The organism is Arthrobacter sp. YD4 (genome assembly GCF_030410515.1).
GTDB lineage: Bacteria > Actinomycetota > Actinomycetes > Actinomycetales > Micrococcaceae > Arthrobacter.
In genome coordinates this window covers 209,831-233,015 of the sequence record NZ_JAUHHD010000005.1, presented here as the reverse complement: position 1 = coordinate 233,015, position 23,185 = coordinate 209,831, and the positions used below count along the sequence as shown (strand labels likewise).

Sequence of the window (23,185 nt, the reverse complement as noted above, 5' to 3'; positions counted from 1 at the left end):
ATGAAAGGGTTACTGAACTTTTAGCCGCGGCTGCGTTTCCACGAGCCCGGGCCGGGCTTGGGGGCCAGCTGCAGCTGCTGCCGGCGGATCCAGTGACGGGCGCTGGGCTGCTTCGCCTCCGCCGGCGCGCCGCTGCCCAGGGACAGGACGACGGCGGTAAGCGCGGCGAGTTCCTCCGCGGTGGGATCGCCCTTGACGACGGCCAGCAGGGGCTGCTCCGCCGGCGCGGCTGCGGGGTCTGGAGCGGCGGTCACAGCGGGATGTTCCCGTGCTTCTTGGCCGGCAGGCTGGCGCGCTTGTCCCGCAGCGCCCGCAGGCCCTTGATGATCTGCAGCCGGGTCTCCGACGGGGCGATCACGGCGTCGACGTAGCCAAGCTCGGCAGCCTGGTACGGGTTGAGGAGCTCCTCCTCGTACTGCCGGATGACCTCGGCGCGCTTGGCCTCGACGTCGCCGCCGGCCTCCGCCACGGCCGCCAGGTCGCGGCGGTACAGGATGTTGACGGCGCCCTGGGCGCCCATGACGCCGATCTGCGCTGTGGGCCAGGCGAGGTTCAGGTCCGCGCCCAGCTTCTTGGAGCCCATCACGATGTACGCTCCGCCGTAGGCCTTGCGGGTGATGACGGTCAGCTTCGGCACGGTGGCCTCGGCGTAGGCGTAGAGCAGCTTGGCGCCGCGGCGGATGATGCCCTGGAACTCCTGGTCCTTGCCGGGCAGGAAGCCGGGCACATCCACCAGGGTGATGATCGGGATGTTGAAGGCGTCGCAGTGCCGGACGAAGCGGGCGGCCTTCTCCGAGGCGGCGATGTCCAGGGTGCCGGCGAACTGCATCGGCTGGTTGGCCACGACGCCCACGGTGTGGCCCTCGACCCGGCCGTAGCCGATGATGACGTTCGGCGCGTAGAGGGACTGCATCTCCAGGAAGTGCGCGTCGTCGACGATCTGCTCGATCACCTTGCGCATGTCGTACGGCTGGTTGGCCGAGTCCGGGATGAGTGCATCCAGGACGAGGTCCTCGTCGTCGAGCTCGAGTTCCTGCGCGTGCTCCAGCACGGGGGCCTCGGCCAGGTTGTTCGAGGGCAGGAAGTCCAGCAGTTCGCGGACGAACTCGACGGCGTCGGCCTCGTCGGCGGCCAGGTAGGTGGAGGTGCCGGTGTTGGCGTTGTGCTGGCGGGCGCCGCCCAGGGTCTCCATGTCCACGTCCTCGCCGGTGACGGTCTTGATCACGTCGGGGCCGGTAATGAACATGTGCGAGGTCTTGTCCACCATGACCACGTAGTCGGTCAGGGCGGGGGAGTAGGCCGCGCCGCCGGCGGAGGGGCCCATGATGAGAGAGATCTGCGGGACGACGCCGGAGGCGTGGACGTTGTTGCGGAAGATGTCCGCGAACATGGCCAGCGAGGCGACGCCCTCCTGGATGCGGGCGCCGCCGCCGTCGAGGATGCCGACCACGGGGCAGCCGTTGCGCAGCGCGAACTCCTGGACCTTGACGATCTTCTCGCCGTTGACCTGGCTGAGGGACCCGCCGTAGACGGAGAAGTCCTGGCTGTAGACGGCGACCGGCCGGCCATCGACGGTGCCGTAGCCGGAGACTAGGCCGTCGCCGAGGGGCTTCTTCTTCTCCATGCCGAACGCGGTGGAGCGGTGCACGGCCAGGGCGTCGAACTCGACGAAGGAGCCGGCGTCGAGCAGCAGGTCGATGCGCTCGCGGGCGGTGTTCTTGCCGCGGGCGTGCTGCTTGGCGATGGCTTCGGGGCCGGAGGGCTGCTCGGCACGGGCCTGGCGGTCGCGGAAATCGGCAATCTTTCCCGCAGTCGTGGTCAGATCGTGGCTCATCAGGTGTCTCCGGCTCTGTTGTTCTGTGCTGACGTTCTCTGTCGGTCGTGGGCGCTGGCCCGGGCCCGTGCGGGGAATTCGCCGTTTAGGTGAATCCACACAAAAGCAGGGCCGTTGTGGCAAGTCTAGTAACGGTATTCGAGCTTGCCGCTGTAGAAACCCTACAATTTTCGACCGAATCCGCGGCGGGTGGGGCTGTACGGCACCCGGGAAAAAGGGGATGTTACTGGCGGGTAACATCGGTTAGGGTAGTGCCATGACTTCCAGCAATGACGCTTTGGACACCTCCGCCGCCCAGCAGCCGGGCCCCTACCGGGCTACCGGGTCCCTGGCCGGCCGCACCATCCTGATGTCCGGCGGCAGCCGCGGCATTGGCCTGGCCATCGCCCTGCGCGCTGCCCGGGACGGGGCCAACATCGCCCTGCTGGCCAAGACCGGCCAGCCGCACGCCAAGCTGGAGGGCACTGTCTACACCGCCGCCGAGCAGATCGAGGCGGCCGGCGGGCGGGCCCTGCCGCTGGTGGGGGACGTGCGCAACGACGCCGACGTCGAGGGCGCCGTGACGTCCACGGTGGAGCGGTTCGGCGGGATCGACATCGTCATCAACAATGCCTCCGCGATCGACCTGTCCAAGACCGACGCCGTGGACATGAAGCGCTACGACCTGATGCAGGACATCAACGTCCGCGGCACGTTCCTGCTGAGCAAGCTGTCCCTGCCGGCACTGCGCGAGTCCGAGGCCGGCCAGATCCTAACCCTCTCGCCGCCGCTGAACCTGGACCCCAAGTGGGCCGGCCTGCACCTGGCGTACACCATGGCCAAGTACGGCATGAGTCTGACCACCCTGGGCCTGGCCGAGGAGCTCAAGGTGGACGGCATCAGCGTCAACTCGCTTTGGCCCTGCACGCTGGTGGACACCGCCGCCATCCGCAACATGCCCGGCGGGGACCGCATCGTCCGCGGCGCCCGCGGCCCGGAGATCATGGCCGACGCCGCGCACGCCATCCTCACCGCGGGCAACGCCATCCCCGAATCGGGTAGCTGGAGTGGAAACTTCTACACCGACGAGCAGGTCCTCAAGGCCGCCGGCGTCACGGACTTCACCCCCTACAGCATGGGCGCCCCGGAAGATCAGCTGGTTCCTGACATTTTCCTCTGAGTTCCCCGACCATGCCGCCGGTGACGGGCTGTCACCGGCGCCGGGGAGGCCGCAACTCGGTAGGATTCAAGCATGGAAGCCGAGCAGCGAAACCCTGACCGTCCGCCGCTGGACCGGGCGGCCCTGACCGATCCTGCCTTCCTGGCCGGGAACGGGCTCGCCGGGGTGAGTGTGGTCGACTCCACCGGCTCCACCAATGCGGACCTGCTGCGCGGCGTCACCGTGGACCCGGCGTCGTATCCGGACCTAACTGTACTGACCGCCGAACACCAGAGCGCGGCCCGCGGCCGGCTGGACCGGCACTGGGAGGCCCCCGCCCGCAGCTCGGTCTCCGTCTCGATCGTGCTCCGCCCGGTCAACGCCGACGGCCGGCCGCTGCCCACCGACTCCTACTCCTGGCTCTCGCTGCTGGGAGCGCTGGCGCTGCGCGAGGCCCTGCTGGAAACCGCCGGGATCCCGGCCGAGCTCAAGTGGCCCAACGACGTGCTGGTGCGCGGGAAGAAGATCGCCGGCATCCTCGCCCAGCTGGGCCCCATGGGGGACGGCGCCGTCCCGCCGGTGATCCTCGGCACCGGCCTGAACGTCACACTGACCGACGCGGAGCTGCCGGTACCCACCGCCACGTCCGTACTGCTGGAGAACCCCCGCACCGTGGACCGGACCGAGCTGCTCAAGAGCTACCTGTCGCGCTTCTGCACGCTGTACCGCGGCTTCTGCAACGCCGACGGCGACCCCGCCGCGGGCCTGGCCGGCGGCCCCGCCCTGCACAAGCGGGTGGAGCACGTGCTCACCACCCTCGGCAAGCAGGTCCGGGCGCAGCTGCCCGGCGACCACGAGATCATCGGCCACGCCAGCCGGCTGGACGAGTACGGCTCGCTGCTGGTGGTCGACGAGCACGGCCGCGAGCACGTGGTGACCGCCGGCGACGTCGTCCACCTGCGCCCTTGGAGCCCGCCCGGCACCGAAAGCGACTATGCGTAAAGAGCTGTTCCCGGGCGAGCAGGTCATCGTGACCACCCGCCCGCAGCCCCGGACCCTGATCGGCCCGGCACTGCTCCTGATCGTCATCGCGGCCCTTACCGCCTATGCCTGCGCCTGGATTACCAAGGGCGGACCGGGCAAGCTGCTGCCGCTGGTGACCGCCGAATGGACGCCCTGGCTGACCGGGGTGTGCCTGGTCGTCGCGGGGTGGGCCGTGCTCTCCTACGGGCTGCCCCGGCTGGTGGCCTGGCAGGGCAGCCGATACATCCTCACCAGCCGGCGCCTGGTGGCCCGCAACGGCATGCTCCGCCGCCGTGACCAGCAGGTTCCGCTTGTCGCAGTCCGTAATGTGTTTGTCGATCAGTCGTTGCTTCAACGGAGCCTGCGGTCCGGGAATATATCCTTGGACACCGGGTACCCCGCGAACACGGTGATTCCCGACGTCCCGGAAGTCATGACCTTCCGGCGCTTCATCCTCGAGGCGATGGAAGAACTTCCGGAGGGCGAAGTGATGAACGACGGCGGTACGGAGGACGGCTCCGACGAATGGCCATGGGAGACGAGGGAAGGTGGACGAGATGACCGCTGAGAACGCGCAGCCGGACACCGGACTCCTGGCGCCCGAGCCCTCCGACGTGCCCGACGCCGTCGTCGACGCCGCCGCCCTGGAGGCCGCGGTGCTGGACACGGCCGGCGACGACGACGGCGCCCCCGGTGGCGCTGCCGGCGGCACGATCGATCCCGAAACCCTGACCGACGACGCCGCCGATGCCGGTTCCGGCCCGGCCGACGCCGATGCGGACGCCGCGGTGACCTCGGCCCGCGCCCAGGCCGTCGCCGCCCACCCCGCCACCGGCGCCATGTCGCCCGAACGGCTGGCCATCAAGGCCCTCGAACAGCGGCTGCTCGGCGGCGAACGCAAGCTCCGCCGCCGCGAGGTGGCTGCCGGGGCCGGACTGTCCCTGCTCTCGGCCCGGAAGCTGTGGCGCGCCCTCGGCTTCCCGAACCTCGGTGACGAGGACGTGGCCTTCACCGAGGCGGACCTGACTGCCCTAAACACCGTGGTGGGCCTGGTCCGCACCGGCACACTCACCGAGGAAGCGGCCATCTCCGTCACCCGCGCCATCGGCCAGATGACGGACCGCATGGTGGTCTGGCAGATCGAGGCCCTGGTCGAGGACATGGTCCACCAGCAGGGCGTCAGCGACGCCGTCGCCCGCAAGCAGCTGGTCGGCCAGCTGCCCGCCCTGGTGGACGCCCTCGAGGAGGTGCTCGTCTACTCCTGGCGCCGGCAGCTCAACGCGGGTGTACAGCGCCTGGCCGTCCGCGCCGAGGCCGGACTGGCCTCCAGCGAGGAGGGCCGCGAGGGCGACGAGGACGACGCACCCCTGCCCCTGGCCCGCGCCGTCGGCTTCGCCGACCTGGTCTCCTACACCAGCCTCTCGCGCCGGATGAACGAGAAGACCCTGGCCCAGCTGGTGCAGCGGTTCGAAAACAAGTGCGCGGAGATCATCTCCGTGGGTGGCGGCCGCCTGGTCAAGACCGTGGGCGACGAAGTCCTCTATATTGCCGAGACCCCCGCCGCGGGCGCGGAGATCTCCCTGGCCCTCTCACAGGCCTTCAATGACGACGAGATCCTTCCCCAGGCCAGGGTGGCGATGGTCTGGGGCCGCATCCTCTCCAGGCTCGGCGACATCTACGGGCCCACCGTCAACCTGGCGGCCCGGCTGACCGCGCTCGCGGACCCCGGCACCGTGCTGGTGGACTCCATGACCGCCGCCGCCCTGGAGCACGACGAGCGCTTCGTCCTGCTGCCCCGGGAAGCCGAAAACGTCCGTGGTTTCGGCGAGATCCTGCCGGTGGAACTGCAGCGCGGACAGGGCAAGGGCCTGGTTCTGGACTAAGTCCCGGGGTTTCTAAAGTCGCCGGTCTTATGTCATAGTCGTGGAGGCCCAGCCGGGCCGGAGCCCGCTGGGGGAGCCGCCGGCGGGCAGAGCTCCCCATCGCGCCGCCGCGGGCCGTTCGGTAGGCTGTCGCGGGGCGTAGAGCCCTGCCCGGGGCATCCGCCCGGAACCCAATGCCGCACTTTTTTGAGGGACAACTGACGCCTTGACACGACTTCTGAGCACTCTGAAAGCCAGGAAACCGGGCTCCCTGCTGCCCCGTTTCCGGCGACTGAGCCGTGCCCGACGCCGCCTGCTCTCTGTTGTGGGGTTTGTGGTGTCGCTGGCCGTTCTGGTGGTGGCTGCGGTGTTGTATCCGGGTTTCAAGACCACTGAGGTGGATTTGAATGACGGCGGCGTCTGGGTGGTCTCGAAGTCGAAGAATGCCGTCGGCCGGTTGAATTACCCGTCGCGCGTGCTCGATGGTGCCGTGACGCCGGCGTCGACTTCTTTCGACGTCCTGCAGGATGCCGGCACCGTGTTCGTTGACGACGCTAACGGGGCGACGTTGAACCAGGTCTCGGCGGCGCAGATGCGCCTTGGCGGGGACCGGAAGCTGCCAGGCTCCGCGGAGGTCAGCTTCGGCTCGAGGGTCATCGCCGTGACCGACCCGGCGAAGGGGTCGGTCTGGGCGCTCTCGCCGTCTTCGCTGAACAGTTTTGATCCGGAGAACGTGGAACCGGTGCTTCAGGGCGGCCAGGGCGTGGTCTCCGTGGTCGGCTCCGACGACCGGATCTACAGCGTCGACCCGAAGTCCGGGAAGGTCACCGTCACGGGTGTCGACACGGCCGGGAAGCCCACGGCTGACTCGCAGTCCGCCACCTGGGACGGGCTGAAGGGTGCCGGCACGGTGCAGCTGACCGTGGTGGGGGACCAGCCCGTGGTGCTCGACGCCGGCCGGTCCAAGCTGTTCCTGCCCGGCGGCCGGGAACTGGCGCTGGCGGATGCGAAGGATGCCAAGTTGCAGCAGCCCGGTCCGGGCTCGGACGCGGTGGCCGTGGCCACGCCGAAGGCGTTGCTGGAGGTGCCGCTGGACGGTTCGACGGCGCGGACAGTGACGTTCGGCGGCCAGGGCGTGCCGGCGGCACCGGTGCAGCTGGGCGGTTGCGTGCACGCGGCCTGGTCCGGGGCAAACAAGTACGTCCGCGACTGCGTGAACAACGCCGACGACAAGACCTCCGACGTGCCCAAGGCCTCGGCGTCGCCGAGCTATGTTTTCCGGGTCAACCGGGACCTGGTGGTGCTCAACGACGTGAACTCCGGCAACGTCTGGCTGGTCAACCAGAACATGCAGCTGGTGAACAACTGGGACGACGTCATCCCGCCGAAGAACCAGTCCAACGACCAGGACCAGGAATCCGCGGACAACAACACCATCAACATCCTCCCGGACCGCACCAAGCCCAACCGGCCGCCGGAGACCAAGCCGGACACCGTGGGCGTGCGGCCCGGCCGCACCACCGTGCTCTCGGTCCTGGACAACGACTCCGACCCCGACGGCGACGTCCTCACCGCCTCCGTGGCCGGCGACGGCCCGAGATCCGGCAGCCTGGAGAGCATCTACGGCGGCACGGCCTTCCAGATCACCGTCCCGCCGGACGCGAAGCCCGGCACCGAGACCTTCGGCTACAACGCGGCGGACGGCCGCGGCCTCTCCGCCGCCGGCACCGTCACGCTCAGCGTGGTCGGCCCCGACGAGAACAAGCCCCCGCTATTCAAGCGCGGCGAGCCCACCACCATGCTGGTGGAGCAGGGCAAGTCCGTCAGCCAGAACATCCTCACCGACTGGATGGACCCCGACGGCGATGACCTGGTGCTGCTGGACGCGAAGGCGGACAACGAGCAGGACCAGGTCAAGGTCCGCCGCGACGGCCTCCTCAGCTACCAGGATTCCGGCGCCGCGCCTGGCAAGAAGACCGTCACCGTCAGCGTCTGGGACGGCCGCGCCACCACCACCGGCAAGGTGATCGTCAACGTCCAGCCGCCCGGCGCCCTGCAGCCGGTGGTCAACGCGGACCACGTCACCGCCGTCGTCGGCCAGGACCTGGTGATCGCGCCGCTGAAGAACGACGTCGACCCCAACGGCGGCGCCCTGCGCCTGGCCCAGGTGGAGGCCGCCGGCCCCGCCCAGCTGGGCCCCGTGACCGACGGCGGAACCTTCACCTTCCGCAGCGACACCGCCGGTCCCGTTTACCTCACCTACATCGCCAGCAACGGCCCGCAAAGTACCCAGGGCCTGATCCGGGTGGACGTCGAGTCCGGCAAGGACACGGGTAACCCGGTGGCCGTGCACGACGTCGCGCTCATGCCCACGGGCGGCAGCGTCCTGGTGGACCCGCTGGCCAACGACTCGGACCCGGCCGGCGGGGTCCTGGTGCTGCAGTCCGTGCAGGTGCCGGAGAACTCCACCGCCTCGGTCAGCGTGATCGACCACAGCGTCCTGCGCGTCACCGACATCGTCGGCACGCGGGAACCGTTCACCTTCCGCTACACCATGTCCAACGGCAGCAAGTCCGCCACCGGCAGCGTCTCCGTGGTCCCGGTGCCCGCCCCTGCCGTGCTCGAGGCCCCGCAGCCGAAGCCGGACGAGGTCAACGTGCGCGTCAACGACGTCGTCACGATTCCGGTGCTGGCCAACGACACCCACCCGCAGGGCCAGAAACTCACGGTGGACCCGGTGCTACCGCAGCCTGTCCCCGAGGCCGACGGCAAGAGCTTCGTCTCCGAGAACACCCTGCGCTTCATCGCCGGACCTGTTCCGAAGACCGTCCGCGCCATCTACAACGCCGTGGACCCGCAGGGGCAGAAGAGCGCCGCCGCGGTCACCATTCACATCCTGCCGCTGGAGGGGGCGCAGAACTCGCGCCCGCAGCCGAAGAACCTGACCGCCCGCGTGGTGGCCGCCGGCACCGTCCGGATCCCGGTGGAACTGGACGGCATCGACCCGGACGGCGACTCGGTCCAGTTGACCGGGATCGACAGCTCCCCGTCGATGGGCACGGCCACCGTGGGAAGCAATTTCATCGACTTCACCGCCGCCGGCGACGGCGCGGGCACCGACACCTTCCGCTATAAGGTGGTGGACCGGCAGGGTGCCTCGAACACCGGCACGGTCACCGTCGGCATCGCCCCGCGCGGGGACGTCAACCAGAAGCCCACCCCGGTGGATGACGAGGTCAAGGTCCGGCCCGGCCGGCAGATCGCCGTCGATGCCCTGGGCAACGACACCGATCCCGACGGCGACCCGATCAAGATCCTCGCGAACGAGATTGAGGCCCCGCAGGAGCTGCAGGCCACCGTCAGCAAGCAGAGCGGCCGGATCATCCTGCTGGCGCCGGGGGAGGAGGGCACCACCAACGTCCGCTACACCGTGGCGGACGACCGCGGAGCCACCGCCCAGGCTTCGATCGCCGTGAAGGTCATGAAGGACGTGCCGCTGCAGGCACCGATTGCCCGCGACGACCGGGTCACCTCCGCCCAGACGCTGGGCAAGACCGCGGTCGACGTGCCCGTGCTCAAAAACGACGAGGACCCCGACGGCGTCGGCGAGAACCTCAAGATCTCCACCGAGTCGCCCACAGCGCGGCCCGGCACCGACGGCAATGTGATCGTCGAGCTGACCGAAGGGCCGCAGCTGATTCCGTACACCGTGGAAGACGTGGACGGCCAGAAGTCCACCGCCATCATCTGGGTGCCGGGCATTGGCCAGCAGGTTCCCACGCTGGCCAAGAACGACGTCATTGAGGTGGTCGCCGGCCAGTCCGTCACGGTCGACCTCAAGGAGTGGGTCAAGGTCCGCGACGGCCGCTCGCCGCGGCTGACCCAGACGGACCGGATCAAGCTGATCGGCGCGGACGGCTCCGACCCGGTCGCGGGCGACGGCACCGCGCTGAAGTACACCGCCGGCCAGGACTACGTTGGCCCCGGATCACTGAGCTTTGAGGTCACCGACGGCTCCGGCCCGGACGACCCGGCCGGCCTGAAGTCCACCCTGAGCATCCGCACCAAGGTGCTCCCGGACCCCAACCGGAACAACCCGCCGGTGCTGCTGGGCAGCCAGGTGGACGTGCCCAAGGGCGACACCGCCAGCACCGACCTGGCCAAGCTCACCACCGACCCGGACGACGGTGACGTGGACGCCATGAAGTACGAACTCGCCGGCAACGCGCCCGCCGGGTTCGACGCCTCGATCGACGGCAAGACGCTCAAGGTCACGGTCAAGGACGGCACCGCCTCCGGCGCAACCGGCGCGGTCCAGGTGAAGGCCAAGGACCGCCGCGGCCTGGAATCGACGGCCACTTACCAGCTGACCGCGACGTCCTCCAACCGGCCCAAGCCGGTGGCCAACGACGACGTCGAGGAAAACGCCGCCGTCGGCAAGCCGGTGACGGTCAACGTGCTGGCCAACGACGCGAACCCGTTCCCGGAGACGCCGCTGAAGATCCTCGCCGCCACCGCGGAGACCGGCTCCGGCAACGTCTCCGTGGCCGGGGACAGCGTGCAGGTCACCCCGTCCGCGTCCGGCACCATGGTGGTGTCCTACACAGTAGGTGACAAGACCAACGACTCTGCCCGTTACTCGACGGCCCGGATCCGGCTCACAGTCAAGGACAAACCGCTGGCCCCCGGCACCCCGCAGGCCCAAAGCGTGGGGGACCGGACGGCGCTGCTGACCTGGACCCCGCCGGCCGACCGCGGCTCTCCGATCACCAAGTACACGGTGACAGGGGAGGGCGGCTTCCGCCAGGACTGCCCGGCCAATTCGTGCACCCTGAACGGGCTGACCAACAACACCAAGTACCATTTCACCGTCACGGCCACGAACGCCATCAACACCTCCGACCCGTCCCCGGCCTCCGCCGAGGTGCGACCGGACGTCAAGCCGGACACCCCGGCCGCGCCGACCCTGAAGTTCGGTGACAAGCAGCTGGCCGTGGCATGGACGGCGCCCGCCTCCAAGGGCTCGGCGATCAAGTCCTACGACCTGGAGATTTCGCCGGCCCCCGCGGGCCAGAATGCCCAGATCCAGAACCTGACCACCACCAGCTACGTCTGGAAAGGCCTGAAGAACGGCGTGGCCTATACGGTGCGGTTGCTGGCCCGGAACGACGCCAAGGATCCCTCGGAATGGAGCGCGTACTCGGCGGCGGAGACCCCCGCCGGAGTCCCCGTCACTCCGGTGGCGCCAAGCGCAAGCCAGGCCGGTTCGGTCGGTTCGCAGAGCCAGCTGAAAGTCACTTGGGCGGCGCCGAACAACAACGGTGACGCGATCTCGGCCTACACCCTCACGACCCTCCGGGGCGGTACGGCGGTGAATTCCCAGCAAGTCGCCGGCACCTCGCAGAACGTCACGGTGGACAATTCGGAGGCAAATTACACCTTCACGGTGGCGGCCACCAACAAGGCCGGCACCTCGGGCACCAGCCCGGGCTCGGCCCCGGTCCGCGCGGCCGGCAAGCCCGGCATGGTCAGCGGCGGCAGCGTGGCCGCGACCGGCAGCAGTGGGGACCTGAAGGTCACCTTCACCCCGCTGACGCAGGCTCAGCGCAATGGCTCCACCGCCTCGGAGATCGCCTACCGTTGGAGCACCGCCTACGGGTCCGGGCCGATCAACGCGCCCGGCGGCACCATCGGCGGCCAGCCGAACGGCAAGAACGTCACGGTGAACATCATTGCGGTGTCCACCAAGAACAACGTCTCCGGCGACGCCCAGGCCATCGGCTCGGCCGTTCCCTACGGGCCGCCGGGCGCGCCCAATGTCAACGGTGGAACATCGCAACCTGGCGACGGGCTGGTGCACTGGACCTGGAGCCAGCCCACCGATAACGGCCGCCCGATCGTCCGCTACGAGGTCAGCTACGACGGCGGCGGCTGGACCGGCATGGGGCTGAACCGCAGCTACGACCACAACGCCGGCGGCTGGAGCCAGCGGCACACGCTCGCTGTCCGGGCCTGCAACGACACCAGCTGCGGCGGCTCAGGCAGCGCCCCCTCCACCTCCGGAGCGGACCCCGCGCCCCCGCTTACAGAGGTCAGGGTCAAGGCTGCCGACAATAACAGTTGTCCTGGAAAGCCAGGCGTACCGGACCGCTTTTACCGGGATGCCAGCGGACCGCAGTGCGGAGGAAATGACGCCAACTGGGTTTCGACGTCTGACGGCTGGATCCCGACGCCATGCTGGAGCGACATCTATAACCACAACGAGAAGTGGTACAAGATGGATGGCGGCCCGCATCCTGGCTGGTACGTCAAATGGACGACGGTCGACGTCCGTGGCCCTGGCGTCGGTCAATGTTGAAGCTAACGAAACAGCCCGGCCGCCGCCGGGAAACCCTCCCGGCGGCCCGACCCATGAACCACCCGATCCAGAAGAGGACCACGCCATGACCATGACCACCGAACAGGCCGAGTGGTTTGCCGGAACCTTTGACAAGCTCGTCGCCAACGTCGGCCAGGCCGTCCTCGGCAAGGAACACGTCATCCGGCTGACCTTCACGGCCATGCTGGCCGAGGGGCACGTGCTCTTCGAGGACGCCCCCGGCACCGGCAAGACCTCCCTGGCCCGGGCCCTCGCCGCCACCGTTCAGGGCTCGAACAGCCGCATCCAGTTCACCCCGGACCTGCTGCCCTCCGACGTCACCGGCGTGACCATCTACGACCAGAAGACGCAGAAGTTCGAGTTCCACAAGGGCCCGATCTTCAGCAACATCGTCCTGGCCGACGAAATCAACCGCGCCTCGCCGAAGACCCAGTCGGCACTGCTGGAGGTTATGGAGGAGTCCCGCGTGACCGTGGATGGCACCACCTACGAGGCCGGCCGGCCGTTCATGGTGATGGCCACCCAGAACCCGATCGAGCAGGCCGGCACCTACCGGCTGCCGGAGGCGCAGCTGGACCGCTTCCTGATCAAGACCTCCATCGGCTACCCGGACCACGCCTCCACGGTGCAGCTGCTCGGCGGCGCCAACCTCAAGGACCGGTCCAAGGAGATCACCGCCGTGATCACCACCCAGGCCGTCGCGGACATGGCCGATCTGGCCGCCACCACGCACGTGGACACCGCGGTGCTCGAATACATTTCCCGGCTCTGCGAGGAGACCCGCAACGCGGCGGAGACCCGCCTGGGCGTCTCCGTCCGCGGCGCCCTCGCGATGGTCCGCGCCGCCAAGGTCTGGGCCGCCGCCCAGGGCCGCAACTTCGTCCTGCCCGACGACGTCAAGGACCTCGCCGCCGTCGTCTGGACCCACCGCCTGGTCATGGACCCGGAAGCGGAATTCTCCGGCGCCACCGCCGACGCCGTGCTCACCCGGGTGCTGGCCGACGTCGCCGCCCCGCAGCAGCGCGCCGCCGTCTAACGTCCCGCTTCACTCCGCACGTCCCGCACGAACGAAGGCCACCCCTATGTCCACCGGCACTCCGCTGACCCGGCTTGCTGACCGTCTGAAGCAGCCCTTTTCCCGGGCTGCCGTGCCCGCGCGGCTGCACCCCTCCGCCGTCTGGGCCGAGGCCCGCGGCACCGCCGCCATGGCGCTGGCCCCCGCCGCACGGCTGGTCCGCGACCGTTTCCGGCGGCACGTCCAGCCGGTCCTGGCCGTGGTCAGTGTCCTCGGCTGGGCCGTGCTGGCCGGCTCCGTGCTGCTCTGGATCCTGGGCCAGGCCTACGGCTGGCAGGAGGCGCAGGCGGCGGCGATCGCCGCGTTCGTGCTCTTCGTGCTGGCCGTCGGCTTCATCCTGGGCCGGTCCTCCTACGGCGTCCTGCTGGACCTCGCCCGGATGCGGGTGGCGGTGGGGGACAGCGCCGTCGGCAGCATCGCGGTGTCCAACACCTCGGCGCGGCCGCTGCTGCCCGCCGCCCTGGAACTGCCGGTGGGGTCCGCGACGGCGGTGTTCCACCTGCCGCGGATGAAGCCGGCGCAGGTTCACGAGGACCTCTTCACCATCCCCACCGCCCGCCGCGCCGTGATCGTGGTGGGCCCGGTCCGGTCCGTGCGCGCCGACCCGCTGCACCTGCTGCGCCGCCAGGTGCTCTGGACCGAACCGCGCGACCTGTTCGTGCACCCCCGCACCGTGGCCCTCGCCGGGTCCGCCGCGGGCTTTATCCGCGACCTCGAGGGCATGCCCACCACCGAACTCTCCAGCGCCGACGTGTCCTTCCACGCGCTGCGCGACTATGTGCCGGGGGATGACCGCCGGCATATCCACTGGAAGACTACGGCCCGGACCGGCAAGCTCATGGTCCGGCAGTTCGAGGAGACCCGACGCGCCCACCTGGCGATCTCGCTCTCGACCAACACGGACGAATACGGCTCCGAGGAGGAGTTCGAACTCGCCATCTCCGCCGCCGCATCCATCGGCCTGCAGGCCATCCGGGAACAGCGCAACCTCGACGTCCTCACCCAGCAGGGCCCGCTGCGCTGCGAGACCGGCCGCAACATGCTCGATGACATGACCCGGATCGTGGGCGCGTCGCAGCGGAAGACCGCCGTCGACCTCGCCCGGACGCTCGCCGATACCGTCCCGAACGCCTCGGTGGTGTTCTTCATCGTCGGCAGCAACGTCACCCCCACGCAGCTGCGCTCCGCGGCCGCGTCCGTGCCGCCGGGCGTCCGCAGCCTCGCCGTCCGGGTCCAGGCCGGCGCCGCCCCCTCCCGCGCCAACATCGCGGACCTGACCGTCCTCACCCTCGGCGACCTCGCCGAGCTCGCCATCGTGCTCCGAAAGGCGGCCGCATGAGTGCCACCCCGCTGCGCCGCGACCGCACCCCCGCAAGCCGCAAGCCCGCCACCCGTTCCGCCGCCACAATGTCGGGTTTCGGCGACGGGCAGCCGGCCTGGCACTACCTGCTCGACGCCGGCGTCCTCACCGTGCTGCTGGGCCTGGGCGTCCTGGGCTTCAGCCTCAGCTTCGGCGGCGACCCGTACTACCTCGTGGCCGGCCTCGGCGGCGTCCTGCTGGGCCTCGGCGTCGCCTCCGCCTCCGTGCACCTGCGCCTCGGCGGCCTCGCCACCGCCGCCCTGGCCCTCGCCGCCTACCTGGTCTTCGGCACGGCGCTGGCCGTCCCGGGCGCGGCCCTGGCCGCCGTGCTGCCCAGCCTGGAATCGCTCCGGACCCTGCTGATCGGCATCGTCTTCGCCTGGAAGGACATGCTCACCGTGGGCGTGCCGGTGGGGACCGCGGGTGGCACCCTGATCGTGCCGTTCCTTAGCTCGCTGCTCACCGCCCTAACCGCCGGGCTGTTGATCTGGCGGCTGAAGAACCCGTACTGGCCGCTGTTGCCGGTCCTGGTGCTGTTCATCACCGGGATCGCCTTCAGCACCAACGCCGCGTTCCTGACCGTGGAGCGCGGCACCGCCCTGACCGTGATCGCGATCGCCTGGGCCACCTTCCGCCGGGACGCCCTGCGCCGCAACAGCACCCGCACCGTCTCGGTGAACCGGCCGGACGCGGACCCGGCCGCGGCCCGTGCCGCCCGGCTTCGGCGCCTCGGCACCGCCGCCGGCGTGATCGCCGTCGCCATCGGCACCACCGCCGTGACCTCCCCGCTGCTCACCGGCGGGGACGATCGTCGGGTGCTGCGCAACGCCGTCGTCCCGCCGTTCGACCCGAAGGACTACGTCACGCCGCTGGCGAGCTTCAGGAACTTCGTCAAGGACAAAAAGGACGACAACCTCTTCCTGGTCAAGGGCCTGCCCAAGGACGGCCGGGTCCGCCTGGCCGCGCTTGATTCCTTCAACGGCACCAACTACTCCATGGATCCCAACGGCTCCGGCAGCTTCAGCAAGGTAGGCGACGCCAAGTCGCTGAACACCCTCGCGGACTCGTCCGGCGTCGTGCCTACCCGGGACTACACCCTCGACGTGACCATCGAGGACTACCAGGGCTACTTCCTCCCCGGCGGACGGAAGACCACCGGTATCAGCTTCACCAGCGACGGCTCCGGCGCCGCGTCCGGCCTGTACTTCAACTCGGGAACGGACACCGCCGTCACCACCCGCGGCCTGGCCAAGGGCGACTCCTACAGCGTCCAGGTGGCCGACCCGGTGATGCTCGAACACGGGCAGTTGACGCAGTACGACTTCGCCAAGGACTCCCTGCCGGACCCCGAGGAAGTCCCGCCCGTGGTGGGCTCCCAGGCGAACGACCTGGCCGCGGACGCGCCCACCGCGATCGATCGGGTGCGGCAGATCGAGGCCCACTTCCAGAAGAAGGGCGCCTTCAGCAACGGCCTGATCGACGACGGCCAGCTGCCCAGCGTCTCCGGCCACAGCTCCAACCGCATCCGCGCCCTGCTGACCGCCAAGCAGATGCTCGGCGACGACGAGCAGTACTCCGTGGCGATGTCCCTGATGCTGCGGCACCTGGGCATCCCATCCCGCGTGGTGATGGGCTTCTACCCGGACCCCAAGGGCCCGGAAAACGGCGCCGGCCAGGTGCAGATCACCGGCAAGGACGTCCACGCCTGGGTGGAGGTGGCCTTCGACCGCGTCGGCTGGGTGGCCTTCGACCCCACCCCGCCCAAGGACAACGTCCCGATCCCACCTGACCCGGAGAACAAGTCCAAGCCCAAGCCGCAGGTGCTGCAGCCGCCGCCCCCGCCGCAGGAGCCGGCCGAGCTGCCGCCGGACTCCTCCCCGGACGCCCTGGACGCGGATGAGAAGAAGAACAACCCCTGGCTGTTCTGGGGACCGCTGCTCTCCGCGATCGGCGTCGCCCTCATCCCGGTGGCCGTGATGGCGCTGCCGCTGCTGCTGATCGCCTTGCTGAAGTCCCGGCGCCGGAAGGCCCGCTTCACCACCGGCAACCCCTCCCAGCGTGTGGGCGGCGGCTGGAGCGAGGTGCTGAGCCTGGCCACCGACCTCGGTGCCGGCGTGGACGGCCGCGCCACCCGGCGGGAAACCTCCGTGGTGCTCGGCGAGGCGTTCCCCGCCAGCAAGGGCACGACGACGCTGCTGGCCCACCGCGCCGACGCCGCCATCTTCGGCGCGGGCGAACCCAGTGAGGACCAAGTGCGCCAGTACTGGGAGATCGTGGACGGGTCGCTCAAGGAAATGACCGGGACGATGGGCTTCTGGCGGCGCCAGCAGGCGAGGTTCTCGCCCCGCTCGCTGCTGGCCGAGGGCCGCGCCGCGCTTACGCTGCGCAGCCTCAGGCCGGTGCTGCCCGACAGGAAACGGCCCGGCCGGAAGCCAGCTAGTACAGTGGAGCCCGGTCCGCCCCAGGAACCATAGTGACGCTTCAGGAAGACCCGCACCGAGCCATGACCGACGCCAGCCGCTGCCCGCGCTGCCAGCAGCCGATCCGCCCGGGCGCCACATTTTGCCCCGCCTGCGGGACGCCGCTGGCCAACCGCGCCGCCCACGCCGTCCCCGCCGCCCCGCGGAGTGTCCCCGGACCCGGTACTATCCCGGTAGCGCCAAACAGTCCGGGCGGCGCGACATCACGGGACGCCCGGCCGGCCGGCGCGGACGTCCACGGACCAGGGGGAGGTACCGCGTTGCCGAACAAGCTTGAGCTGGTTCCAGCGACCGCGCAGCGGCGTCTGGGGGCCGCGGTGCTGGACTGGACGGGCCCGGTGGCGGTCCTGGCGATCCTCTTCGCCGTCGGGTTCTCGCAGGTCACCCGCACCCGCAGCAACGGAACCATCATCTACAACACCTCCTCGCTGGTGCTCTTCGGCGGCATCGGCCTCGGCATCGCCGCGGTGTACGTGATCGTCCAGGCGGTGCTCGAGTCCCGTTCCGGCGTCACCCTGGGCAACCGCGTGCTGGGCCTCCGGACCGCCGACGCCGACGGGTACGCCCCCGGCGGCGGCGCAGTGTTCCTGCGCGGGCTGATCACCGGAGCCGGCGTGCTGCTGGCCGCCGTGGCCGCGGTCCTGGTGGTGGTCTTCCAATGGTTCGGCGCCGCGCAGTGGATCCTCGGGGCCGCCGTCGTGATTGCCGCCGTATGGGCCGTCCTGGTGGTCATCTCCAACCGGTGGGACAAGAACAACGGGCTGCGCGGCTGGCACGACGCCGCCGCCAAGACACTGGTGTTCGACGTCGCCGCCGGACGCAACCCCATCGCCACCGGCGGGATCCAGGGCCCCTACAGCTTCGCCCCGCTCGACCTGCCGCCGGTCCAGCAGGTCGCCTCGCCCGTCGCGGGTGCCGCCCGGCTGGATGCCCGGCCCGCGGTGGCTGCACCTGCACCCGCCCCGGCCCCGGCGGCTGAACCCGGTGCCGCGGCGCCCGCGCCCGCCGTCGTCCCCGCTTCCGCCGGGTTCGCCCCGATCGAGGCCGTCCGCAGCACGCCGGCGAACAACCGCGCCTTCGGCGTCCACCCCGACGACGATCATGACCGCACCCAGGTCCGCGGCGACTCCTCCGCGCCGATCACCCTCGCCATGCTGCGGATCCGGATCGACGACGGCCGGGAAATCGAGCTCGACCGCGCCTCGCTGATCGGGCGCAACCCCGCCGGCCACCCCGGCGAGGATGCCGTGCAGCTGATCCCCGTGGCCGACCCGGGCCGCTCCATCTCCAAGACCCACCTGCACCTGCAGGCCGGCGACGGCGGTATCTGGGTGACCGACCGGAACTCCACCAACGGCAGCGCCGTCACCACCCCGGACGGCATCCGCACCGCGCTGGCCCCCGGAGAGCCCACCCACGTACGCCCCGGCTCCACCGTGCACTTCGGTGACCGCTCCTTCTACCTAGGACAGGCATGACAACACAGCCGTCTCCCGTTCCCCCCGCCGCAGCCACCGCGGGTGCCGCACGCAGCGCGGCCGGCAGCGCCCCCAGCGGTGTTCCCAGCGATGCGCCCAGCCTGCGGCTTAACTGCGGCTACGGCACGGACCGGGGCCTCCGCCGTGAGATGAACGAGGACTCCTACATCGCCGCGGACCCGGTCTTCGCCGTCGCCGACGGCATGGGCGGACACGAGGCCGGCGAGATCGCCAGCGGCATCTGCGTCCGAACCCTCGCCGGAATCCCGCAGCTGGCCACCGGGGAACGCGACGCCACCGCGGCGGGACTCCAGCAGTACCTGGTCCAGGCGGACGCGGACATCCGCGAGGCCACCGGCTCGCGGGCCGGCACCACCCTCACCGGCGTCGTGGTGGTGGAGCAGCGCGGTGTGCCGTACTGGCTGGTCATGAACATCGGCGACTCCCGAACCTACCGGCTCAGCCAGGGCAAGCTCAGCCAGGTCAGCGTGGACCACTCCGAGGTCCAGGAACTCGTCGACGCCGGCGAGATCACCAAGGCCGAGGCCGCCGTGCACCCCCGCCGCCACGTGGTCACCCGGGCGCTGGGCACCGGCGACGAGACCGAGGCGGACTACTGGCTGCTGCCCGTGGAGGAGGGCGACCGGATGCTGGTCTGCTCCGACGGGCTGAACGGCGAGCTCGACGACGAGCAGATCGCCGGCATCCTTGCCGGCGAGCCGGACCCGCAGGCAGCGGTGGACCAGCTCATCCAGGCGGCGCTGCGCAGCGGCGGCCGCGACAACGTCACCTGCATCGTGGTGGACGCCAGCAACGTGGCCGGCGACGGCGGCGCCCACACCGCCCCGCGCACGCCCGGCGAGGCCGAGGACGAGAACACGCTCCCGCGGCCGGAACTGGTCGACACCGACGTTCTCCCGGCCAGCATTCCTGAAACGCAGGACATCACCGCCGACTCCGCCGCGACCGAGGTCCTGGACGTGGCACCCGACGGCGCAGTGGCCGACACCACTGACCGGGACAGCAATGGCAAGCGCTGACGCCGCGGCAGCTGACGCTGCTGAGGAACGGGCACGGCTGAGCTACCTGCCGGGGGACTGGCTGGGGATCATCCGCGGCGGCACTATCGTGCTGCTGCCGCCGGATACCGGCCGGTCCCTGGTGGAGCCGCTGTGGGCGCTGCTCGGCCGGTCCCCGGAAATCCACGAGGTGCTCGACGCCGTCACCGCAGCCTCGGGCGGGTCGCTGTTCCGGCTGCCGTGGTTCGGCGTGGTGGGCCTGGCGGCGCCCCTGCGGGTGTTCCTCCGCGGCGAGATCGAGCTGACCGTCCGGCTCGACGGCGGCACCACCACCGAACTCAGCGGCCGCGACGTGACCACCTGGACCGAGCGCCGGCTGCCCGCCGCTGAGGGTTTCGAGGCCGTACTGCCCGCGGCCACGGGTGACTCGGCTGCGGCTGCGGCTGCGGCCGCGACTGCGACTGCGGCCGCGGACCGGCTGCCGCTGGCCGAGGGCGTCGTGATGCTCCGGGGGCTCGTCTGCACGCTCGACGGCGGGACGCCCGGGACGATGCAGACCCCGGCAGCGGTGGCACCTGCGGCTGCGGCGCCCCGCGACGAAGTGCTGCTCGCCGCCGCGGCGGCGGTTGTCGAGGCCGAGCTGGCCGATGAGGCCGCAGACGTTACCGACGACCGGATTGAGGCTGAATCCGGCGACGCCGGCAGCTCTGCCGACACCGTGCTGGAACTGCCGGAGGATCTGGCACCCGCGGAGTCTGAAGCGGCCGATGCCGCAGCCGCCGCTTCTGAACCTGCCGATGCCGCAGCCGCCGGCCAGGATGTGCCCGAGGCGCCAGAACCCGCCGAGGCCGAACCCACCAGCAGCTACGACCACCTCTGGGAACGGACGGTGCTGCGGACCATCGAGGACGCCGCCGTCCGCGAGGACCCGGATGCCGACGGTGAACCCGCGACGGCCGCGGCCGAACCCGCCGCGGAACCGGAGCCCGCCCCCGAACCGGAGCCGGTTTTCGCCCCGGAACCGGAGCCCGCGCCCGCCCCGGCCCCCGCGCCGCCCGCCGTGCCCGGGGGCCTGATCGATTCGGTGCCCTGGGCCACCGGCGGCGACCGCGCGGCCGCCGCCCCCGCGCCGGCTCCTGCTACTGCACCCACGCCGCGGGCCCAGCAGGGTCCGCCGTCGTTGATTCACGCCTTCGCCCGGCCGGACACGGCCCCGGAAAGCCCCGCGTCGGCGTCGCTGGCTCAGCCCGCCGCCGGCGATACCGACCACGACGGCCAGACCATCATGAAGAGCGCGCTGCCCGGCAGGGGAGCGGCCCCGCTGCAGTCGCCCCCGGAGCCGGCTCCCGGCACGGGCCCCATGGTCCTGGCCCGGGTCTGCCCCCAGGGCCACGCCAACCCGCCCACCAGCGCCGCCTGCGCCTACTGCGGCCAGGCCCTGCCCGGCGACGGCGTGCAGGTCCGGCGGCCGCGCCTCGGCCGGGTCCGGCTCTCCACCGGCGAACTGATCGACTTGGACCAGTCCCTGATCATCGGCCGCCAGCCCTCGGTCTCCCGGGTCCAGGGCGCGGTCATGCCCCGCCTGATCCAGGTGGCCAGCCCCGGCGGCGATATTTCCCGCTCGCACGTGGAGGTCCGGTTGGAGGGCTGGCACGTGATGCTCTGCGACCTCAAGGCCACCAATGGCACCGTGCTCCTGCGTGAGGGCCAGGCCCCGCGCCGGCTCGCCCAGGGCGAGATGGCGATCGTGTTCGACGGCGACATCGCCGAACTCGGTGACGGCATCCAGCTGCGCTTCGAGGAGCTGCTGTGAACGCCAAACGCCCCGCCGCGCCGCCGCCCACCATCCCCGGCTTCAGCTACGTCAGCCTGCTGGGCTCCGGCGGCTTCTCCGACGTCTACCTCTACGAACAAGACCGTCCGCGCCGCAAGGTGGCGGTCAAGGTGCTGCTCTCGGACCTGAAGACCGAGGGCGCCCGCCGCCGGTTCGAGTCCGAGGCCAACCTGATGGCCCAGCTCTCCTCGCACCCCTACATCGTGACGATCTTCGAGGCCGAGATCACCGACGCCGGCCACTCGTACCTGGCCATGGAGTACTGCTCCCGGCCAAGCCTGGACGTCCGCTACCGGCGCCAGCGCTTCAGCGTGGACGAGGTCTTGGCCGTCGGCATCCAGGTGGCCTCCGCCGTCGAGACCGCGCACCGGGCCGGGATCGCCCACCGGGACATCAAGCCCGCGAACATCCTGGTCACCGACTACAACCGGCCCGCGCTGACGGACTTCGGCATCTCCGGCACCCTCGCCGGGGACCAGGACGAGGACGCCGGCATGTCCATCCCGTGGTCCCCGCCGGAACAGTTCAGCGACCGCCAGGTCGACGGCGTCCTGGTGGACGTCTGGGCGCTCGGCGCCACCCTCTACACCCTGCTGGCCGGCCGGTCCCCGTTCGTCCTACCGGGCGCGGATAACTCCCAGCGCGAGCTGATTTCCCGGATCACCAGCATGCCCGTGCCCAAGCTGGGCCGCGCCGACGTGCCCGAGTCCCTGGAACTGGCCCTGGCAACCGCGATGGCCAAGGCCCCGGCGTCGCGGTACTCCTCGGCGCATGCCTTCGCCCTGGCGCTGCAGCGCATCCAGGCCGAACTGAATCTCTCGGTGACCCCCTTCGAGGTCCTCGAGGAACCCCGCGCCGACGAACCGCACCCGGACGACAGCTTCGAGGAGACCCGGGTCCGCAGCATCGCGGCGATCGACCCGGACGCCACCGGGCACGGCCCCACGTTCCCCACCCGGTTCGGCGGGGTAACAGCACCGAACACCGCCACAACGGCTCCCACGACGGCGCCACAGCAGGCCCCGCAGGGTGGGTCCGGCAGCGACACCGTCCGCCGCCCCGCCGGAGCGCCCGCCGCGCCGCAGGGGGCCGACACCGTCCGGAAGCCGGGTACGGTGCCCTCCTTCACGCCGGCCGCCCCCGCGGAGGACGACGACGTCGCGGCCACCGTCAGCCGTTCCAGCCGGCAGGCCTCGGGGGACACTGACGCGGCGGCAGCCGACGCCGTCGGAGACAGCGCCGCCGCCCCCGACCACAGCCGGCGCAACCTGGTGCTCGCCGTCGTCGCCGGCGCCGTCCTGGTGGTGGCCGCCGTCGTCGGCGTCGTGGCCGGAACCACCCGCCCGGCGCCCGCCGCCAAACCCGCCGAACAGGTCAGCCGGCCGCCCGCCGACGCCCTGGACAACGGCACGGTCCCGGACGTGGAGAACCTCACCGGAGCCGTGGACGCGGCCGGGAAGGTCACCTTCACCTGGAAGAACCCGCAGCCCAAGCCGGGGGACAAGTACAAATGGCGGACCTACTCCCTCCAAGGCACGGGGGAGTTCCAGGCGGCCGCCGAACCCAAGGTGCAGGTGGAACCGAATCCCTCGGGGGAGACCTGCATCCAGGTGATGATGGTCCGCGCCGACGGTGCCTCCTCACCGATGGAACAGCCCTCCATCGGCTGCGCCAAGAAACCGTGACTACCACCCGAGAAGGAG

The 23,185-nt window shown here is 70.7% G+C and carries 14 protein-coding genes; 12 read left to right on the top strand and 2 right to left on the bottom strand.

Going from position 1 to position 23,185, the window contains the following annotated elements; translation table 11 throughout:
• Positions 1–20: 20 nt before the first annotated feature.
• Together QWJ39_RS14015 and QWJ39_RS14010 are read right to left on the bottom strand one after the other, a co-directional pair.
• Positions 21–254, bottom strand: a complete 234-nt coding sequence (locus QWJ39_RS14015; RefSeq protein ID WP_290258463.1) for an acyl-CoA carboxylase subunit epsilon — start codon at positions 252–254, stop codon at positions 21–23.
• Positions 251–1,834, bottom strand: coding sequence for an acyl-CoA carboxylase subunit beta (locus tag QWJ39_RS14010; protein WP_290258462.1), 1,584 nt, complete (start codon positions 1,832–1,834; stop codon positions 251–253). The genes QWJ39_RS14015 and QWJ39_RS14010 overlap by 4 nt, the downstream gene beginning before the upstream one ends.
• Positions 1,835–2,090: 256 nt before the next feature.
• Between QWJ39_RS14010 and QWJ39_RS14005 the strand changes: the two genes are divergently transcribed.
• From QWJ39_RS14005 to QWJ39_RS13950, 12 genes are all read left to right on the top strand, one after another.
• Positions 2,091–2,993: an NAD(P)-dependent oxidoreductase gene (locus tag QWJ39_RS14005; protein ID WP_290258461.1), complete on the top strand. Its 903-nt coding sequence runs from the start codon at positions 2,091–2,093 to the stop codon at positions 2,991–2,993.
• Between the two features lie 72 nt (positions 2,994–3,065).
• Positions 3,066–3,974 (top strand): biotin--[acetyl-CoA-carboxylase] ligase, encoded by a 909-nt coding sequence (locus QWJ39_RS14000; protein ID WP_290258460.1) that lies wholly within the window; start codon positions 3,066–3,068, stop codon positions 3,972–3,974.
• Entirely contained in the window at positions 3,967–4,563 is a 597-nt protein-coding gene (locus QWJ39_RS13995) for a PH domain-containing protein (protein WP_290258459.1), read from the top strand. The genes QWJ39_RS14000 and QWJ39_RS13995 overlap by 8 nt, the downstream gene beginning before the upstream one ends.
• Positions 4,553–5,878: an adenylate/guanylate cyclase domain-containing protein gene (locus QWJ39_RS13990; RefSeq protein WP_290258458.1), complete on the top strand. Its 1,326-nt coding sequence runs from the start codon at positions 4,553–4,555 to the stop codon at positions 5,876–5,878. Before QWJ39_RS13995 ends, QWJ39_RS13990 begins: the two co-directional genes overlap by 11 nt.
• A gap of 334 nt (positions 5,879–6,212) precedes the next feature.
• Entirely contained in the window at positions 6,213–12,215 is a 6,003-nt protein-coding gene (locus QWJ39_RS13985) for an Ig-like domain-containing protein (RefSeq protein ID WP_290258581.1), read from the top strand.
• 85 nt (positions 12,216–12,300) lie between these two features.
• A complete protein-coding gene (locus tag QWJ39_RS13980) occupies positions 12,301–13,272 on the top strand; it encodes a MoxR family ATPase (protein WP_290258457.1) in 972 nt (323 codons plus the stop codon).
• Positions 13,273–13,318: 46 nt separating this feature from the next.
• Entirely contained in the window at positions 13,319–14,650 is a 1,332-nt protein-coding gene (locus tag QWJ39_RS13975; protein ID WP_290258456.1) for a DUF58 domain-containing protein, read from the top strand.
• Positions 14,647–17,145 (top strand): transglutaminase-like domain-containing protein, encoded by a 2,499-nt coding sequence (locus tag QWJ39_RS13970; RefSeq protein WP_290258455.1) that lies wholly within the window; start codon positions 14,647–14,649, stop codon positions 17,143–17,145. The genes QWJ39_RS13975 and QWJ39_RS13970 overlap by 4 nt, the downstream gene beginning before the upstream one ends.
• Positions 17,145–18,629: an RDD family protein gene (locus QWJ39_RS13965; protein ID WP_290258454.1), complete on the top strand. Its 1,485-nt coding sequence runs from the start codon at positions 17,145–17,147 to the stop codon at positions 18,627–18,629. Before QWJ39_RS13970 ends, QWJ39_RS13965 begins: the two co-directional genes overlap by 1 nt.
• Positions 18,626–19,669: a protein phosphatase 2C domain-containing protein gene (locus QWJ39_RS13960; RefSeq protein ID WP_290258453.1), complete on the top strand. Its 1,044-nt coding sequence runs from the start codon at positions 18,626–18,628 to the stop codon at positions 19,667–19,669. The genes QWJ39_RS13965 and QWJ39_RS13960 overlap by 4 nt, the downstream gene beginning before the upstream one ends.
• The gene (locus tag QWJ39_RS13955; protein ID WP_290258452.1) at positions 19,656–21,461 is read left to right on the top strand and encodes an FHA domain-containing protein; all 1,806 of its coding nucleotides are present in this window, start codon (positions 19,656–19,658) and stop codon (positions 21,459–21,461) included. The genes QWJ39_RS13960 and QWJ39_RS13955 overlap by 14 nt, the downstream gene beginning before the upstream one ends.
• Positions 21,458–23,167 carry a serine/threonine-protein kinase gene (locus tag QWJ39_RS13950; protein WP_290258451.1) on the top strand — a complete coding sequence of 570 codons (1,710 nt, stop codon included), beginning with the start codon at positions 21,458–21,460 and terminating at the stop codon, positions 23,165–23,167. The genes QWJ39_RS13955 and QWJ39_RS13950 overlap by 4 nt, the downstream gene beginning before the upstream one ends.
• Positions 23,168–23,185 lie beyond the last annotated feature (18 nt).

Coding starts and splice junctions, on each gene's coding strand:
- QWJ39_RS13970 (WP_290258455.1), top strand. CDS start 14,647: ATGAGTGCCACCCCGCTGCGCCGCGACCGCACCCCCGCAAGCCGCAAG.
- QWJ39_RS14005 (WP_290258461.1), top strand. CDS start 2,091: ATGACTTCCAGCAATGACGCTTTGGACACCTCCGCCGCCCAGCAGCCG.
- QWJ39_RS14000 (WP_290258460.1), top strand. CDS start 3,066: ATGGAAGCCGAGCAGCGAAACCCTGACCGTCCGCCGCTGGACCGGGCG.
- QWJ39_RS13955 (WP_290258452.1), top strand. CDS start 19,656: ATGGCAAGCGCTGACGCCGCGGCAGCTGACGCTGCTGAGGAACGGGCA.
- QWJ39_RS14010 (WP_290258462.1), bottom strand. CDS start 1,834: ATGAGCCACGATCTGACCACGACTGCGGGAAAGATTGCCGATTTCCGC.
- QWJ39_RS13995 (WP_290258459.1), top strand. CDS start 3,967: ATGCGTAAAGAGCTGTTCCCGGGCGAGCAGGTCATCGTGACCACCCGC.
- QWJ39_RS13975 (WP_290258456.1), top strand. CDS start 13,319: ATGTCCACCGGCACTCCGCTGACCCGGCTTGCTGACCGTCTGAAGCAG.
- QWJ39_RS13990 (WP_290258458.1), top strand. CDS start 4,553: ATGACCGCTGAGAACGCGCAGCCGGACACCGGACTCCTGGCGCCCGAG.
- QWJ39_RS13960 (WP_290258453.1), top strand. CDS start 18,626: ATGACAACACAGCCGTCTCCCGTTCCCCCCGCCGCAGCCACCGCGGGT.
- QWJ39_RS13980 (WP_290258457.1), top strand. CDS start 12,301: ATGACCATGACCACCGAACAGGCCGAGTGGTTTGCCGGAACCTTTGAC.